The sequence below is a fragment of the Sinorhizobium sp. CCBAU 05631 genome (genome assembly GCF_002288505.1).
Classification (GTDB): domain Bacteria; phylum Pseudomonadota; class Alphaproteobacteria; order Rhizobiales; family Rhizobiaceae; genus Sinorhizobium; species Sinorhizobium fredii_C.
Window position 1 is genome coordinate 1278329 of sequence record NZ_CP023063.1, and the last position, 15406, is coordinate 1293734.

The 15406-nt window shown below is 61.4% G+C and carries 14 protein-coding genes and 1 tRNA gene; 6 read left to right on the forward strand and 9 right to left on the reverse strand.

Annotation, left to right across the window (positions count from 1 at the left end):
* Positions 1–21: 21 nt before the first annotated feature.
* Both SS05631_RS06200 and SS05631_RS06205 read left to right on the forward strand, forming a co-directional pair.
* The gene (locus SS05631_RS06200) at positions 22–861 is read left to right on the forward strand and encodes a phytoene/squalene synthase family protein (protein ID WP_037422860.1); all 840 of its coding nucleotides are present in this window, start codon (positions 22–24) and stop codon (positions 859–861) included.
* 83 nt (positions 862–944) lie between these two features.
* Positions 945–1412 (forward strand): hypothetical protein, encoded by a 468-nt coding sequence (locus tag SS05631_RS06205; protein WP_037422913.1) that lies wholly within the window; start codon positions 945–947, stop codon positions 1410–1412.
* Between the two features lie 4 nt (positions 1413–1416).
* Here the strand turns inward: SS05631_RS06205 and trmFO are convergent, their stop codons facing one another.
* The 4 genes from trmFO to SS05631_RS06230 all read right to left on the reverse strand — a co-directional run bounded on the left by trmFO (position 1417) and on the right by SS05631_RS06230 (position 4604).
* Positions 1417–2838: a methylenetetrahydrofolate--tRNA-(uracil(54)-C(5))-methyltransferase (FADH(2)-oxidizing) TrmFO gene (trmFO, locus tag SS05631_RS06210; RefSeq protein ID WP_037422858.1), complete on the reverse strand. Its 1422-nt coding sequence runs from the start codon at positions 2836–2838 to the stop codon at positions 1417–1419.
* 87 nt (positions 2839–2925) lie between these two features.
* The gene (locus tag SS05631_RS32605; protein ID WP_014328242.1) at positions 2926–3069 is read right to left on the reverse strand and encodes a DUF1127 domain-containing protein; all 144 of its coding nucleotides are present in this window, start codon (positions 3067–3069) and stop codon (positions 2926–2928) included.
* A 414-nt stretch (positions 3070–3483) separates the two neighbouring features.
* Positions 3484–3627 (reverse strand): DUF1127 domain-containing protein, encoded by a 144-nt coding sequence (locus SS05631_RS06220; RefSeq protein ID WP_064506658.1) that lies wholly within the window; start codon positions 3625–3627, stop codon positions 3484–3486.
* 894 nt (positions 3628–4521) lie between these two features.
* A tRNA-Leu gene (locus SS05631_RS06230) sits at positions 4522–4604 on the reverse strand.
* A gap of 507 nt (positions 4605–5111) precedes the next feature.
* Between SS05631_RS06230 and tig the strand changes: the two genes are divergently transcribed.
* Positions 5112–6587 (forward strand): trigger factor, encoded by a 1476-nt coding sequence (gene tig, locus SS05631_RS06235; protein ID WP_037422852.1) that lies wholly within the window; start codon positions 5112–5114, stop codon positions 6585–6587.
* A gap of 103 nt (positions 6588–6690) precedes the next feature.
* Here tig and sthA read toward each other — a convergent pair whose 3' ends face one another.
* The gene (gene sthA / locus SS05631_RS06240) at positions 6691–8094 is read right to left on the reverse strand and encodes a Si-specific NAD(P)(+) transhydrogenase (protein WP_037422849.1); all 1404 of its coding nucleotides are present in this window, start codon (positions 8092–8094) and stop codon (positions 6691–6693) included.
* 198 nt (positions 8095–8292) lie between these two features.
* Between sthA and SS05631_RS06245 the strand changes: the two genes are divergently transcribed.
* Complete coding sequence (locus SS05631_RS06245; protein ID WP_050988323.1) at positions 8293–9336, forward strand: magnesium and cobalt transport protein CorA; 1044 nt, start codon at positions 8293–8295, stop codon at positions 9334–9336.
* 13 nt (positions 9337–9349) lie between these two features.
* On the opposite strand, the gene radC is transcribed toward SS05631_RS06245, so the two are convergent.
* Genes radC through phaC form a run of 4 tightly spaced genes read right to left on the reverse strand, consistent with a single transcriptional unit; the run spans position 9350 to position 13586 of the window.
* Entirely contained in the window at positions 9350–10141 is a 792-nt protein-coding gene (gene radC, locus SS05631_RS06250; RefSeq protein WP_037422846.1) for a DNA repair protein RadC, read from the reverse strand.
* The gene (gene map / locus SS05631_RS06255; RefSeq protein WP_037422843.1) at positions 10138–10977 is read right to left on the reverse strand and encodes a type I methionyl aminopeptidase; all 840 of its coding nucleotides are present in this window, start codon (positions 10975–10977) and stop codon (positions 10138–10140) included. The genes radC and map overlap by 4 nt, the downstream gene beginning before the upstream one ends.
* Positions 10971–11726: a DNA/RNA nuclease SfsA gene (sfsA, locus tag SS05631_RS06260; protein ID WP_037422841.1), complete on the reverse strand. Its 756-nt coding sequence runs from the start codon at positions 11724–11726 to the stop codon at positions 10971–10973. Before sfsA ends, map begins: the two co-directional genes overlap by 7 nt.
* 15 nt (positions 11727–11741) lie before the next feature.
* Positions 11742–13586 (reverse strand): poly(3-hydroxyalkanoate) polymerase subunit PhaC, encoded by a 1845-nt coding sequence (gene phaC / locus SS05631_RS06265; protein ID WP_037422837.1) that lies wholly within the window; start codon positions 13584–13586, stop codon positions 11742–11744.
* A 110-nt stretch (positions 13587–13696) separates the two neighbouring features.
* Between phaC and SS05631_RS06270 the strand changes: the two genes are divergently transcribed.
* Positions 13697–14002 (forward strand): SHOCT domain-containing protein, encoded by a 306-nt coding sequence (locus SS05631_RS06270; protein ID WP_037422834.1) that lies wholly within the window; start codon positions 13697–13699, stop codon positions 14000–14002.
* Positions 14003–14124: 122 nt separating this feature from the next.
* Positions 14125–15342 (forward strand): LL-diaminopimelate aminotransferase, encoded by a 1218-nt coding sequence (locus SS05631_RS06275; protein WP_012707954.1) that lies wholly within the window; start codon positions 14125–14127, stop codon positions 15340–15342.
* Positions 15343–15406 lie beyond the last annotated feature (64 nt).

Sequence of the window (15406 nt, forward strand, 5' to 3'; positions counted from 1 at the left end):
TCGAGCCGAAGGAATCGCAGCGTGCAAATGCCAGATCCCCAGATACTCGCGACACTGCGGGACACCGATCGCGACCGCTATCTCGCATGCCTGCTCGCCTCGCCGGAAAAGCGGCACTCGCTTGCCTGCCTCTACGCCTTCAACGCCGAGATCGCCCGCATCCGCGACCTGGTACACGAGCCGCTTCCCGGCGAAATTCGGCTGCAATGGTGGCGTGACCTGCTGGAGAACCATTCGGGGGGCGAGGGCCACCCGCTAGCCGAGGCGCTGCTTGCCTCAATTGCCGAGCATCGTCTGCCCGTTGCCGTTCTGCAGAACATGATCGATGCGCGCATTTTCGACCTCTACGACGACCCGATGGAGGACACGACGGCGCTGGAGGGCTATGCGGGCGAAACGGCGTCCGCACTCATTCAACTGGCTTCGCTCACTCTCGACCCGGCGAACGCCGGAATGTCCGCAGAGGCTGCCGGGCACGCCGGCGTTGCGCAGACGATCGCCGGCCTTTTGTTGCTCCTGCCGGTCCATTGCCGGCGCGGCCAGGTCTATTTTCCCGCCGACCTCCTGCGGGCGACCGGTCTCGACCGGGAGATGCTGCTGGACGGGCGCGACGAGGTCGCGATCGGCAGGGCCGTTCGCGCATTCTGCGGGCTCGGCCGCGATCATCTCGCCAAAGCGCGCAAGAGTTTGGCTTCGATCTCTCCGCAGAATTTCTCGGCCTTCGTTCCCGTTGCTCTTGCCGAGCCGGTGTTCGAGCGCGCCGAGGCCGCCGGAGCCCGGATCCTGCGGTATTCGATCCAGCCGCCCCAGTGGCAACGGCAATGGCGGATGTGGCGCGCGAGCCGACGCCGGCGTTTTTGACGAATGTCCCCGTTCAAGCTGGCGCAAGCCTCGAGCGATAACAACGGGCCTTACCTATTCCTGTCGTCCGAAGGGGACGGATGATGCTCTGGTTCATACTCATCGCTGTGGTTGCGTTCGTTGCCGCTTTTTATGCCTGGATGAACGCGCGCGCCGAGCGCGACGCCAGCAATCCCGATACCGGCTCGGCCATGGTCGAGTTTGGTCGTGCCTTTCCGGACGAGGCAATCCGCGCGCTGCATGCGACCATCGACGGCAAGGCTATTTTTCTTCGTCTGCACGACGGCAAGGCGGGATTCATCCAGTCGCACGGCACGCACTATGTATGCCATGTGATTCATCCCGGTAAGCTGCGGGTGAACAGCTCGGAAAGCGGGCAGGGGCTCATCGTCCATTTCCCGGATTTCGCTTATCTGGATAACAGCTTCGAGTTTCGGACGGCTGCAGAGGCGGCCGAGGTCTCCCTCTGGCTGCTCGGTAGCTTCAATCCGAAATCCGAATTCGCGGAGCCACCGGCCGAAAGCAAGGCGGCGGCGCAGACGATCGACTGAACGCTTATGCGGCTTCGTGATGAAGCCACTCGGCGCAGTCCTTCAGCGCTCGTGCCGCAGTCGCGTGCTTCTTGGCCAGTGCCTTTTCCTTGCCGCGGAAGCGTTTGGCACCTTCGGGCCGCAAAAGCGCACCCGGCTCCAGCGGCGGAAACAGGCCGAAATTGATGTTCATCGGCTGGAACGAGCGCTTGCCCGGCTCGTCTTCGGAAACGATGTGCCCGCCGGTAATGTGATTGAGGAGCGCGCCGAAGGCCGTCGTGTCCGGCGGCAGCGACAGCGCTTCGTCCTTGCGCTCGGCAGCGGCGAACCGTCCGGCGAGAAGCCCGATGCTGGCGCTTTCTACATAGCCCTCACAGCCGGTGATCTGGCCGGCAAAGCGCAGGCCGGGACGGGATTTCAGCGTCAGCGAACGGTCGAGCAGGACCGGCGAGTTGATGTAGGTGTTGCGGTGCAAGCCGCCGAGCCTTGCGAATTCGGCGTTCTCCAGGCCCGGAATCATCCGGAACACCTCCGTCTGGGCGCCGTATTTCAGTTTGGTCTGGAAGCCCACCATGTTGTAGAGCGTGCCCAGCGCATTGTCCTGGCGCAGCTGCACGACGGCGTAGGGCTTGACCGAGGGATTGTGGGTATTGGTGAGCCCCATAGGCTTCATCGGGCCGTGGCGAAGGGTCTCACGGCCGCGTTCCGCCATCACCTCGATCGGCAGGCAGCCGTCGAAATAGGGCGTGCCTTCCCATTCCTTGAAGCCGGTCTTGTCGCTGGCGATCAGCGCATCGACGAAGGCGTTGTACTCAGCCTCGGTCATCGGGCAATTGATATAGTCCTTGCCCGTGCCGCCGGGGCCGACCTTGTCGTAGCGCGACTGGTGCCAGCAAATATCCATGTCGATGGTCTCGGTGTAGACGATCGGCGCTATGGCATCGAAGAAGGCAAGCGCATCGGCGCCGGTTTCGCGGCGGATCGCCTCGGCGAGGCCGGGAGCGGTGAGCGGACCGGTGGCGACGATCGCAAGGTCCCATTCCCTCGGCGGCAGGTCGCTGATTTCCTCGCGAACCACCGAGATCAGCGGGTGGCCTTCGATCTGAGCGCCGACCGCCTGCGAGAAGCCGTCCCGGTCGACGGCAAGGGCGCCGCCGGCCGGCACCTGGTTGCGATCGGCAGCCTGCATGATCAGCGAGCCGGCGAGGCGCATCTCCGCATGCAGCACGCCGACTGCATTGCTCGTCGCATCGTCGGAACGGAAGGAATTGGAGCAGACGAGTTCGGCAAGGCCGTCGGTCTTGTGAGCCTCCGTGCCGCGCACGCCGCGCATCTCGTGCAGAATGACCGGCACGCCGGCCTCGGCGATCTGCCAGGCGGCTTCCGAGCCCGCGAGCCCGCCGCCGATGACATGAATGGGCGAATAAGGAGAGGTGGTCCTGTTCATGCGCGGCTTCCTAGCATAGCCCTTCCGCGCTTCCAACAAAAACGGCGCCCGCGGGCGCCGTCTTTGAAGTTTCAGGCTTCGTTCCGATTAACGGAAGGAGCGGGCCGCAATGTTGCGGATGTCGTAGCGGGTGATGCCGATATCGCTCAGGGCGTGGTTCGACAGGCCGCCGAGTTCGGCGACAGTGCGGCGGTAGTTGATCCAGCTCTTTGCAAGACGAATGGGGTTCATGGTCGTTTCCTCAGGTCGATTGGGCGCGACAGTGATTTGTCTGCGTCGTTGAGGTTCTTATACGCTTGTCTAATTGGCAGGTGGAGTGCAAAGAAAATGCATCTGCTATGCATTTGTGCACTGCGTCGATGATTTGCTGTGCATGGAAAGGGCGGAGCCCGAAAATGCAGCACGCGGCTACTCCCATCGCGGCAGCGGTAGCGCGTTGTTTTGCCGCGGTTTTCGCGGACAGTGTCACGCGCGGGCTGGCTCACCAAGGCTCCCATGGCAGCAATTATGCGACGCGAAATGGTGCACCGAACGAACGGACTAAACCGCCTCTACCGAAAGCCCGGTGTCATGCACCGATCAGGCAACGAAAAACGCCCTCCGGCAGGGCCGGAGGGCGTTACGAAAACAGCAGCAGTCTGTGACTTACTTGACAGCCTTGCGAGCAACGTAGGGGATGTCGGCGCGGCCGATGCCGAGGTCGTTCAGCTCACGGTCGCTCATGCGGCCGAGCTCATTGCAGGTCTGACGATACTTGCGCCAATTGTTGAAAGAACGTGCGAGGTTCATGATCCTATTCCTTTCAGGGTCGTTCGCCAGCGCTCTATCTCTCTTGCTGGCCATCATCTTATGGGCAGGAATATAATCGATTTGTGCTCAGAAAACAGAGACGATGCTGCATCGCACCCATGCAGCTTTTGCAATCCTCTGTCGGCCGTTAATCCGGTCTTAATTTATGGTGCTGTCGAGTGTGCCTGGAATCGCCTCAGGTGGGGAGGCGAAGCTCGAAAGGCTGCTCGAACCATGCAAAAAACAACGCCCGCTGGGGGAGGAGATCCAGCGGGCGTTGCCTGTTCTGATTGGCAACTGGGAGGAGGAGGTTGCCAATCCGTATCGGGAGCGCTGGGAGGAGGAGTGCGCTGCCCGATCGATGATCTGAAGATAGGCGTGAACCCCTAATTTGTATAGGGACACTGCGGAATGGCACATATGCGCGCGATGCATGGCTGCGACAGCCGCTTGGCGGAAATGCTTCAATTTCGTGCAAACACGCTCAGACTAACTTCACAAGCGTGATGGATCTTCTCGCAGGTGCGAAGAACAAAAAACGCCCGCCGGGGGAGGAGGTCCGGCAGGCGTTCTAAAGTCGATTGGCAACCGGGAGGAGGAGGAGTGTTGCCAATCCTATCGAAACAGCGTTGGGAGGAGGAGTACGCTGCTTCGAATTCCGTCGAGCTTCGGCTCGGGTCGTTCCGGAAGTCCGGGCGGGAGACCAACCGCGGGCGGCTTTGGTTCGTCACCACCGGCCTTTTCATGTCTTCAATATAGCGCAGCTGGGAGCATTTTGTGCAGTGCAATATCGGTATGGAAGATGTGCATCCTGCGCAAATCGTCCATTGCGGTCGAATTGATCGGGCCGGTGGCGGGGGTGCTACGGTCGTTGTGCTGGTGGGGATGTCACGTTGGTGCCCGGTGAGGGACTCGAACCCCCATGCTCTCGCGCTTGGACCTAAACCAAGTGTGTCTACCAATTCCACCAACCGGGCAACGGAGGTGCTTGCGAAGCCTGTAGAACAATGACGGGCATTTTGGCAAGCCTTGCGTGGAGGCGAGCAGGCGCCGGTGCTGACTTGGCCCCTCATGTCGCGCGGTCGGCACGGCACCGGAAATGCTTGCCATTCGTCTGCCATCGGGTGTATTTGGCGCCCGTGACACACAGCGCAATGTGCCATGACTTGGTGACGCGCCTGTCGAAAGCGACGGGTCGTTGCGGCTAACTGAATGGTTCACTGGCGTCTGGTCGACCGACATCTCCGTGGCGAGGTTTGATCCGGCGCAGCAGGTCGAGACTGAGTCTAGTCTTACCAACTGCACAGGGACAATGTCGCGGCCACATGTCGGTATTCGACGGTAGCGAAGGTGGCAAAGTGCCATTTTGCTTGCAAAACGGTTGCGGAATTGCGTAAAGCCACTCCCGGCAAATGGATCGGCTCACGTGCTCGCCGGAACTTATCTAGGCAACAGCACGGTCAACGTGAAGTGAAGGTTTGAACATGCAGGTTATCGAAACGCTCGCTCAAGGGCTGAAGCGCGAACTCAAGGTCGTTATTCCGGCCGATGAAATGGAAACTCGGATGAACGAGCGTCTGGCCGAGGTGAAGGACCGGGTCCGCATCAACGGCTTCCGCCCCGGCAAGGTGCCGGTTGCGCATCTGAAGAAGGTCTACGGCAAGTCGATCATGGCCGATCTCGTCAACGAGATCGTCCGCGAGAAGCCGACCGAAATCCTGACGAGCCGCGGTGAAAAGTCGGCCACGCAGCCGGAAGTCGCCATGACCGAGGACGAGGCCGAAGCCGACAAGATCCTCAAGGCCGAAGCCGATTTTGAATTCACGCTCGCTTACGAGATCATCCCGGCGATCGAACTCAAGGATTCGAGCGGCATCAAGGTGACCCGCGAAGTCGTCGAGATCGGCGACGACGAGGTCAACGAGCAGATCCTGCGCATTGCCGAAAGCGCCCGCAGCTATGAATCGAAGAAGGGCAAGGCCGCCAACGGCGACCGCGTCACCATCGATTATCTCGGCAAGGTCGACGGCGTCGCCTTTGATGGCGGCAAGGACGAGGACGCCGAACTGGTTCTCGGCTCCAACCGCTTCATCCCCGGCTTCGAAGAACAGCTCGTCGGCGTCAAGGCGGGCGACGAGAAGACGATCACCGTCACCTTCCCGGCAGACTATCCGGCTGCCAATCTTGCGGGCAAGGAAGCAACCTTCGACATCACCGTCAAGGATGTCGCCGGTGCCGCGCCGATCGAGATCAATGACGAACTGGCAACGAAGCTCGGCCTCGAATCGGTCGACAAGCTGAAGGAAATCGTGCGCGGCCAGATCGAAGGCCAATACGGCTCGGTTACCCGCCAGAAGGTCAAGCGTCAGCTGCTCGACCAGCTGGACGAGCTCTACCAGTTCGAGACCCCCGAACGCCTCGTCAACGCCGAATTCGACAACATCTGGCGCCAGATCAACACCGACCTCGAGCAGGCCGGCAAGACCTTCGCCGATGAGGACACGACGGAAGAGGAGGCGCGCGCCGAATACCGTAAGCTCGCCGAGCGCCGCGTTCGTCTCGGCCTCGTTCTTTCCGAAATCGGCGAGAAGGCCGGCGTCCAGGTGAGCGACGACGAAATGCAGCGCTCGCTGTTTGAGCAGCTCCGTCAGTTCCCCGGCCAGGAGAAGCAGATCCTCGACTACTTCAAGAACACCCCCGGTGCCGCCGCTTCGCTGCGCGCGCCGCTCTTCGAAGAGAAGGTCGTCGATCACCTGCTTTCGGAAGTCTCGGTAACCGACAAGACGGTTTCCAAGGAAGCCCTGATGGCCGAGGACGAATCCGAAGACAAGCCGGCAAAGAAGGCGCCCGCCAAGAAGAAGGCCGCTGCCAAGGCCGAAGCTGCCGAAGGCGAAGAGGCCGCGGCTCCGAAGAAAAAGGCTCCGGCCAAGAAGAAGGCCGCCGACGAAGGCGCCGAGTAATTAGCATCGTCCAGAATAGTTAAAGGCCGCCTTCGGGCGGCCTTTTCGTTTGCGCCGAGAAAGCCGCCGAAACCGGCGACATGAATTGCAGAGGCGGGGGGACCTACACTGCTTTGATCTCGCCCATGCGGTTCCAGGCGTCGAGCCCGGCAATCTTGTAGGCCTCCGCAAGGGTCGGATAGTTGAAGGTGTTTTCGACGAAATATTCGACCGTGCCCTTCAGGTTCAGAACCGCCTGGCCGATATGCACGAGTTCGGTGGCGCCTTCGCCGATGATATGCACGCCGAGCAGGCGCCGGGTCTTCAGCGAGAAGATCATTTTCAAGAGGCCCGCATCGAGCCCCATGATGTGGCCGCGCGAGGTCTCACGGAACCGTGCAATGCCGCATTCGTAGGGGATGCCGCGTTCCTTCACTTCCTCTTCGGAAAGGCCGCAGGTGGAGATTTCCGGCACTGCATAGATGCCGTAGGGGAAGTATTTCTGCGGCTCTTTGGCGATCGCGCCGACGGCAACGCGCGCTGCGACACGGCCCTGTTCCATGGAGGTCGAGGCGAGACTTGGAAAGCCGACCACGTCGCCTGCCGCATAGATGTTCGGAACCGCGGTCTGGAATGTTTCCGGATTGACCTTCAGGCGCCCGCGGCTGTCCGCCTCGAGACCGGCGGCCGGGAGATTGAGCGCATCGGTCGCTCCCATGCGGCCGGCGGCAAACAGTACCATTTCCGTTGTGATCTTGCGGCCATTGTCGAGGGTAAGCATGACCTTACCATCGTCGAGACGCTCCACCTTCTCGGCTTTCTGGCCGAGATTGAGTTTCATGTTGCGGTCCCGAAGCTGGTAGGTGAAATCTTCGACGATCTCCTTGTCGATGAAGTCGAGCATGGTCGACTTGGGGTCGATCACCGTCACCTGCGTGTCGAGCGCACTGAAGATCGTGGCATATTCGATGCCGACGACGCCGGCGCCGATGACGACGAGAGAACGCGGCAGGTCCTGGATCTCGAGCAACTCGTCGCTGTCGACGACGGTCTTGCCGTCAAAGGGAATATAGTCCGGCCGAAAGGGCTTCGTGCCGACGGCAAGCAGGATGCTGGTACCGGCAACATGCATGCTCTCGCCGTCGTCCTTGACGATTTCGAGCGTCGTCGGATCGACGAAGCTCGCCTTTCCGCGGATGTGATGGACGCGGTTGCGCGCGAATTGATGCTCCAGCACCTCGACTTCGTGGTTGAGCGTGATGATCAGGCGCTGGCGCAGATCCTCGGCGCTGATCTCCTGCTTCACCCGATAGGAGCGGCCGTAGAAGCCGCGCTCGCGCCAGCCGGAGAGGTTGAGCGCCGTCTCGCGCAGCGTCTTGGACGGAATTGTTCCGGTGTGCACCGAGACGCCCCCGACCCGCTTGCCCTGCTCGATGACGAGCACTTTCCTGCCGAGCTTGGCCGCCTGAATTGCGCCTCTGCGTCCGGCCGGACCGCTGCCGACGACGATAAGATCGAACTGGTTCATGAGCGCTTCCCCTGAGCCAAGCGAGAATCGTTTTTGCAACGCGGCAAACTCGCGCGTGAACATCTATATCGTCAATGGCACGCTTTGATGAAGTGGCAATGCCGCAACGATCTGTCCTGGATGCGTCCGATCGCAAATATCGCTATGCTTCGCACATTCGGCGGAGAGGGAGGACGGACAGGCATGGCGCTCGAGTGGATGAATGGTCCAGCTTCACAGAAAGCGCAAGGCAATGGCGATGCGCCGGCGCTCGAAGCACCGCCGTGCAATCGGCCGGGGGTCGTGGCCGCCGCCGTCTATCAGAACGGCCGACGCGTTCGAGACATCGAAATCGAAGAGGCCGGAGAGTGGCGAAATCGCGAGAACGTCGTCGTTTGGATCGGCCTGCACGAACCGGACAAGCAATTGCTGCGGCAGGTGCAGAAACAATTTGATCTGCATGATCTGGCGATCGAGGACGCCGGCAAGGCGCACCAGCGGCCGAAGCTGGAAATCTACGGCGATGCGATCTTCGTCGTGGCGCGCACGGCCCATATGGTCGAGGACGAGATCGCCTTCGGGGAGACGCATCTGTTCGTCGGGCGGGGCTACGTTGTTTCCGTTCGTCACGGCGCCTCGACGTCTTATATGGCGGTGCGGCAGCGCTGCGAGTCTTCCCCGGCAGCGCTGGCCCATGGCGAGAACTACATCCTCTATTCGATCCTCGACTTCATCGTCGACAACTACATGCCGGTCGTGGAGACGATTCACGGCGAGGTGGAGGAACTGGAGGACCGCCTGCTGCGCTCGCGGTTGGACAAGACACATATCGAACGGCTCTATCTGATGCGGCGCAATCTGCTCAAGCTGCGCAATGCCGTCGTTCCGCTGGTCGACGTCTGCCGCCGGCACGAGCATCTCGAACTGCCGGGCATGGACGCGGCGATGCAGCCGCTCTTCCGAGACGTCACCGATCATGTTCGCCGCGTCCAGGAGGACATAGACGCGCTTCGCGAGGTGCTGGCCTTCACCTTCGAGGCAAGCCTGATGATCGGCCAGTCCGAGCAGACGGAAATCTCCCGCAAGCTTGCCTCCTGGGCGGCGATCCTGGCGGTTCCGACCGCAATCGCTGGGATCTACGGCATGAACTTCGAGGACATGCCTGAACTCCGGTTCCGCTATGGCTACTTCATCGTACTGGCGGTGATCTTCGGACTCTGCGCGACGCTCTATCGGTTCTTCCGGCGGGCGCGCTGGCTTTAAGCAGTCCCTTGGCCTAAAACAGCCGCAGCCCTTTCATGCTGACATGTCCGTCCTTGCCGATGATCACGTGGTCGTGGACGGTGATGCCGAGCGGCTTTGCCGCCTCGGCGATCAGCTTCGTCATCTCGATATCGGCGCGCGACGGCGTCGGATCGCCGGACGGGTGGTTGTGCACCAGGATCAAGGCGGTCGCGGAAAGCTCCAGCGCGCGCTTGACGACCTCGCGCGGATAGACGGGGGTATGGTCGATCGTCCCCTGCTGCTGCACCTCGTCGGCAATCAGCGTGTTGCGCTTGTCGAGAAAGAGGATGCGGAACTGTTCTTTCGTCTCGTGCGCCATCGCGGCATGACAATAGTCGATCACCCCGCTCCAGGAAGACAGGACCTGCTTGTTGCGCAACTCGCTCTTCAGCGTCCGTTGCGCCGCGGTGGCGATGAGCTTGAGGTCGAGAGCAACGGATTCGCCGACGCCCTTGACCTCCTGCAACAGTTGCTGAGGTGCGCCGAACACGCCGGCGAGCGTGCCGAAGCGGGCGAGGAGGTCCTTGGCGATCGGTTTCGTGTCGCGGCGGGGAATAAGGCGGAACAGAATGAGTTCGAGGATCTCGTAGTCGGCGAGTGCCGAATTGCCCTGTTCGCGGTAGCGTGCCCTCAGACGATCGCGGTGGCCGTGATAATGCGCCTCGGCAGTGCCGCCAAGCGTCGGAATCTTGTCCAATTTCCGCGCCTTCTGCGGCGCGAAAAACTGCCGCTCGTCGGCGGTCTCTTCTTCGTCCGGTTCGGGAAAAGGAGGCGGCTTCGTCACGCGGTCCCCAGTGCGCGGACGCCTGGCATGAAAAGGCCGGCCGGCGAAAGCGTGAACACTTCGCAGCCATTCGCCGTAACACCGACGGTGTGCTCGTACTGCGCCGAAAGCGACCGATCGCGCGTCACGGCGGTCCAGCCGTCGGAGAGCACCTTCACATGCGGCCGGCCGAGATTGATCATCGGCTCGATGGTGAAAATCATGCCCTCCCTAAGTTCCGGCCCTTCGCTGGCATTGCCGTAGTGGAGGATGTTCGGAGCATCGTGGAACAGCCGGCCGACGCCGTGGCCGCAGAAGTCCCTGACGACAGAGCAGCGCTCCGATTCCGCATAGGTCTGGATGGCCTCGCCGATCGCTCCGGTGCGGGCGCCGGGCCGCACCGCCGCTATGCCGCGCATCAGGCATTCATGCGTGACTTCGAGCAGCCGTTCGGCGGCGCGCTTGATCTCTCCGACCGGGTACATTCGACTGGAGTCGCCGTGCCAGCCATCGACGACATAGGTGACATCGATGTTGACGATATCGCCTTCGCGCAGCGGCTTGTCGTTCGGTATCCCATGGCAGACGACGTGGTTGATCGACGTACAGGACGACTTGGTATAGCCGCGATAGTTCAAGGTCGCGGGCAGGGCGCCGTGGTCCAAGCCGAACTCGTAGACGAAACGGTCGATCTCTTCCGTCGTCACGCCCGGCCGCACCCTTGACGCTAATTCATCCAGACAGCGTGCCGTCACCTGACAGGCCTTGCGCATGCCTTCGAATCCGTCCGGGCCGTAGAGACGAATGACGCCCGTATTCTTGTAGGGGGCAGCGCCGGCCTCGATGTAAGTTACCATTCCAAGACTTTCGATGTTTCAGGCGGTTTTCTTAAATCAGCATGGACCGGTTCGTCCACTATCATCGCTCCGGCCGGCACGATCTCGAAGGGCGACACGGAGCATCGGATCGCATAGGCTTCGACGCCGCGTTGAGCCGCCCGTTCGAATGCGCGAGCATAAACCGGATCGAGGTCGCGGCATATCCGCAAGACGCCGCAGTCGTTTCTTTGAACAAGATAGAGCATGATCGCCCGGTGTCCCGCCTCGACCATGTCGCCCAGCTCTTCGAGGTGCTTGGCGCCGCGCTCGGTCGGGCTGTCCGGAAACTCCGCCAGGGCCGCGGCGCGGCTGAAGTGGACATTCTTCACCTCGACATAGGCAAGACCTTTCACCGGATCGCTGAGCAGAATGTCGATTCTTGAATTGCGCCCATATCTCTGCTCGCGGCGGAGCGTTTCATAGGTGTGAAGGTCGCTGACCAATCCGGCGGCGATCGCCTCCTCGGCGAGCCGGTTTGGCAGGCCGGTATTGATGCCCACCAGCGTGCCGTCCGCCTCGACGATCTCCAGCATGTGGCGATATTTGCGCGTCGGAGAGTCGTGCTCAGACAGCCAGATCGCCGATCCCGGCGCCGTCAGCCCGCGCATCGAGCCTGTATTCGGGCAAGAGCCTGTGATCCGCGTGCCGTCGGCAAGATCTGCATCGAAGAGAAAGCGCTTGTAGCGCTGCAAGAGCGTTGCCTGAACGAGCGGACGGGAAAACTTCACGATGCTTTCCGCGTCTCAGGCACGTACGCGCACGAAGGATCCCGGCGCCTCTTCGATGGAGTTGAGGGGCCCTCCGGGCTTGCGGGCCGGAACGCGCCGCTTGTCGAGCCGTTCGACCCAGTCCTGCCAGTGCGGCCACCAGGAGCCTGGCGTTTCCTTGGCCTTGTCCATCCACTCTTCGAGATCGCCTTTTGGGGGGCCGCCGGTCCAGAACTGGTATTTGCTCTTGTCCGGCGGGTTGACGACGCCGGCGATGTGGCCCGAGCCGGACAGAACGAAGGTGACCTTGCCGCCGAAGGACGCGCTGCCGAGGAAGACCGACTTCGCCGGCGCGATGTGATCCTCCTTGGTCGCCAGGTTGTAGATCGGGATCTTCACGTCGCCGAGCGATACCTTGCGTCCGGCAAGCTCCATCTCGCCCTTGGCGAGCCTATTCTCGAGATAGCAATTGCGCAGATAGAAGGAGTGGTTGGCGGCGGGCATCCGCGTCGAATCGGAGTTCCAGTAGAGCAGGTCGAAGGGCAGGGGATCCTGGCCCTTGAGATAATTGTTTACGAAATAGGGCCAGATCAGCTCGGAAGCGCGAAGCATGTTGAATGCGGTCGCCATTTTAGAGCCTTCCAGATAGCCGGTCTTGCTCATATTGGCTTCGAGCTGCTCTATCTGTTCGTCGTCGACGAAGACCTTGAGGTCGCCCGCATAGGTGAAATCCACCTGAGTGGTGAAAAGCGTCGCCGAGCGGATCCGGTCGTCGCCTTCGGCGGCATGGAGCGCCAGCGTGGCGGCGAGCAGCGTGCCGCCGACGCAATAGCCGATCGCATTCACCTCGCGCTCGCCGGTTGCCTGTTCGATCGTATCGAGCGCAAAGCCGACGCCTTCGCGCGCATAGGCTCCCCAGTCCTTGCGAGCGTGGCGCTCGTCCGGATTGACCCAGGAGATGACGAAGACCGTATGACCCTGGTCCACCGCCCATTTGATGAAGGACTTCTGAGGGTTGAGATCGAGCACGTAGTATTTGTTGATCCAGGGCGGGCAGATCAGCAGCGGCCGCTTCAGCACCGTTTCGGTACTCGCTTCGTACTGGATGACCTGGCAGATATCGGATTGCGCAATCACCTTGCCGGGGGTGATCGCAATGTTCTCGCCGATGGCGAATTTGCTGGTATCCGTTTGCCTGAGCCGGAGCTCGCCGCGCCCGGCGGCAATGTCCTCGGCGAGCATCTGCATGCCCTTGACGAGATTCGCCCCGCTGGACGCCACCGTCTCTCTATAGAGTTGCGGATTGGTGGTGATGAAATTGCTTGGAGAAAGCGCGCTGGAGATCTGGCGGACATAGAAGGCGGCCTTGTGCCGGGTGTGGTCGTCGAGCCCCTCGGCCTCCTTGACCATGTTCTCCGCCCAGTCGGATGTCACGAAATAGGCCTGGCGAATGAAGTCGAAAAACGGGTTCTTCACCCAGTCCTCGTCGGCAAAACGCTTGTCGTTGCGTTGCAGCTTCTCCGATTCGGCGACATCTTCACCGGCCATCCGGTGCAATGTCCGCGACCAGATGTCGAAGAAGCTCCCCATCAGATGCGTCTGCGCCTCCAGCGTCCGCCGCGGATCGGAGAGCCAGTATTCGGAGACTTTGGAGAGCGTCTTGACCATGTCGGAGACGGGCTCGGCATAGGTGTCTTTTTTCTCGCCGGTCTCCCGCGGCGCCAGCCATGCGGACGCCGCCTTTCCCATCTGTTCGACGGCGCGGGCCAGGTTGATGGCCAGGTTCTGGGGGTCCTTGACGATATAGGGCTCGACCGATTTTGGGTCGAAGCCCACATAGCCGCCCTTGCCCGTGGTGTCCTCGGCCTTGTCTGATGTCACCCGGCGTCCTCCACAGCACGTTGTTTGTTTTGTATTTTTACATTCTGCCCGAAAATGATTACAAGGGCTAGCGCATCGTCGCACCCTAAAAAGCAGAGGTCATCGCCAGCATGCTCGTCGTCGCAAACCAGCGTTCGCTTTCCCGGATTTCCGGGTTGATTCTTGCAGGCATACTTGCCGGATGCAATTCGACGGCGGATCTCGCCACCTATCCTTCGGTTTATGGGCAGAAGCCTGCCGCCATGCAGCAGATGACCGACGACGAGGCGGTCAACATGCAGGGGCGGCTGACGGCGCTTGCCGCCCAGCGCAGATCCGGCGCCATCTCCGAAGCGGAGTATCAGCGCCGTCTGAAGGAATTGCAGTTGCTGGCCGAACAGCACGGGCCCCAAGCGCTGAAACAGATCGAGAATTAGCACTTGCCTTTCTGGTGATTTGGCCGCAAAGCGTTGAATGGCCGCAATGACGGCCATTCACCCCGCGCATGTTGAGCGATTGCCGACGAGGCCCAAAAACGCGCGCCAAATGAGGTCTGGAGATGGAAGAGTTTCATAAAGTCCGGCGTTTGCCGCCCTATGTTTTCGAACAGGTCAACCGTTTGAAAGCAAGCGCGCGAGCCGCCGGTGCTGACATCATCGACCTCGGCATGGGCAATCCCGACCTTCCAACCCCGCAGTCGATCGTCGACAAGCTTTGCGAGGTGGTGCAGGACCCGCGCACCCATCGCTATTCCTCGTCCAAGGGTATTCCGGGGCTGCGTCGCGCCCAGGCGGCCTATTATGCCCGCCGTTTCGGTGTCAAGCTCAATCCCGAGACCCAGGTCGTCGCGACACTCGGCTCGAAGGAAGGCTTTGCCAACATGGCGCAGGCGATCACCGCGCCGGGCGACGTGGTCCTGTGTCCTAACCCCACCTATCCGATCCACGCTTTCGGCTTCCTGATGGCCGGCGGCGTCATCCGCTCGATCTCGGTGGAGCCGGACGAGAGCTTCTTCCCGCCGCTCGAGCGGGCCGTGAAGCACTCGATCCCGAAGCCTCTGGCGCTGATCCTCAATTATCCGTCCAACCCGACGGCCCAGGTCGCGACGCTCGATTTCTACAAGGACGTCATCGCATTTGCGAAGAAGCACGACATCATCGTGCTGTCGGACCTCGCCTATTCGGAAATCTATTTCGACGACGTGCCGCCGCCCTCAGTTCTGGAAGTGCCGGGCGCGATCGACGTGACGGTCGAATTCACCTCGATGTCGAAGACCTTTTCGATGCCCGGCTGGCGCATGGGCTTCGCCGTCGGCAACGAGCGGCTGATCGCGGCGCTGACGCGGGTCAAGTCCTATCTCGATTACGGCGCCTTCACGCCGATCCAGGTGGCCGCGACGCAGGCGCTGAACGGCGACGGCAGCGACATCGCCGAGGTCCGCAACATCTACAAGCGCCGCCGTGACGTGATGGTCGACAGCTTCGGCAAGGCCGGCTTCGAAGTGCCGCCGCCGCCGGCGACGATGTTTGCCTGGGCGAAGATCCCCGAAAAATTTCGTCATCTCGGCTCGCTTGAGTTTTCCAAACTGCTTGTCGAAAAGGCGGATGTCGCGGTCGCTCCGGGCATCGGCTTCGGCGAGCAGGGCGACGACTATGTGCGGCTGGCGCTCGTCGAAAACGAGCACCGCATCCGCCAGGCGGCGCGCAACATCAAGCGCTTCCTGTCGACGGCGGATGAGACGATGCACAATGTCGTCTCGCTGAATGCACACCGGTAACGGAGAAGCCGGCTTTCGCGCAAAACGGCCCCGCCAGCCCGGCGGGGCGCCTTCTACATGTTAG

Coding starts and splice junctions, on each gene's coding strand:
- SS05631_RS06205 (WP_037422913.1), top strand. CDS start 945: ATGCTCTGGTTCATACTCATCGCTGTGGTTGCGTTCGTTGCCGCTTTT.
- trmFO (WP_037422858.1), bottom strand. CDS start 2,838: ATGAACAGGACCACCTCTCCTTATTCGCCCATTCATGTCATCGGCGGC.
- SS05631_RS32605 (WP_014328242.1), bottom strand. CDS start 3,069: ATGAACCCCATTCGTCTTGCAAAGAGCTGGATCAACTACCGCCGCACT.
- SS05631_RS06220 (WP_064506658.1), bottom strand. CDS start 3,627: ATGAACCTCGCACGTTCTTTCAACAATTGGCGCAAGTATCGTCAGACC.
- tig (WP_037422852.1), top strand. CDS start 5,112: ATGCAGGTTATCGAAACGCTCGCTCAAGGGCTGAAGCGCGAACTCAAG.
- sthA (WP_037422849.1), bottom strand. CDS start 8,094: ATGAACCAGTTCGATCTTATCGTCGTCGGCAGCGGTCCGGCCGGACGC.
- SS05631_RS06245 (WP_050988323.1), top strand. CDS start 8,293: ATGAATGGTCCAGCTTCACAGAAAGCGCAAGGCAATGGCGATGCGCCG.
- map (WP_037422843.1), bottom strand. CDS start 10,977: ATGGTAACTTACATCGAGGCCGGCGCTGCCCCCTACAAGAATACGGGC.
- SS05631_RS06270 (WP_037422834.1), top strand. CDS start 13,697: ATGCTCGTCGTCGCAAACCAGCGTTCGCTTTCCCGGATTTCCGGGTTG.
- SS05631_RS06275 (WP_012707954.1), top strand. CDS start 14,125: ATGGAAGAGTTTCATAAAGTCCGGCGTTTGCCGCCCTATGTTTTCGAA.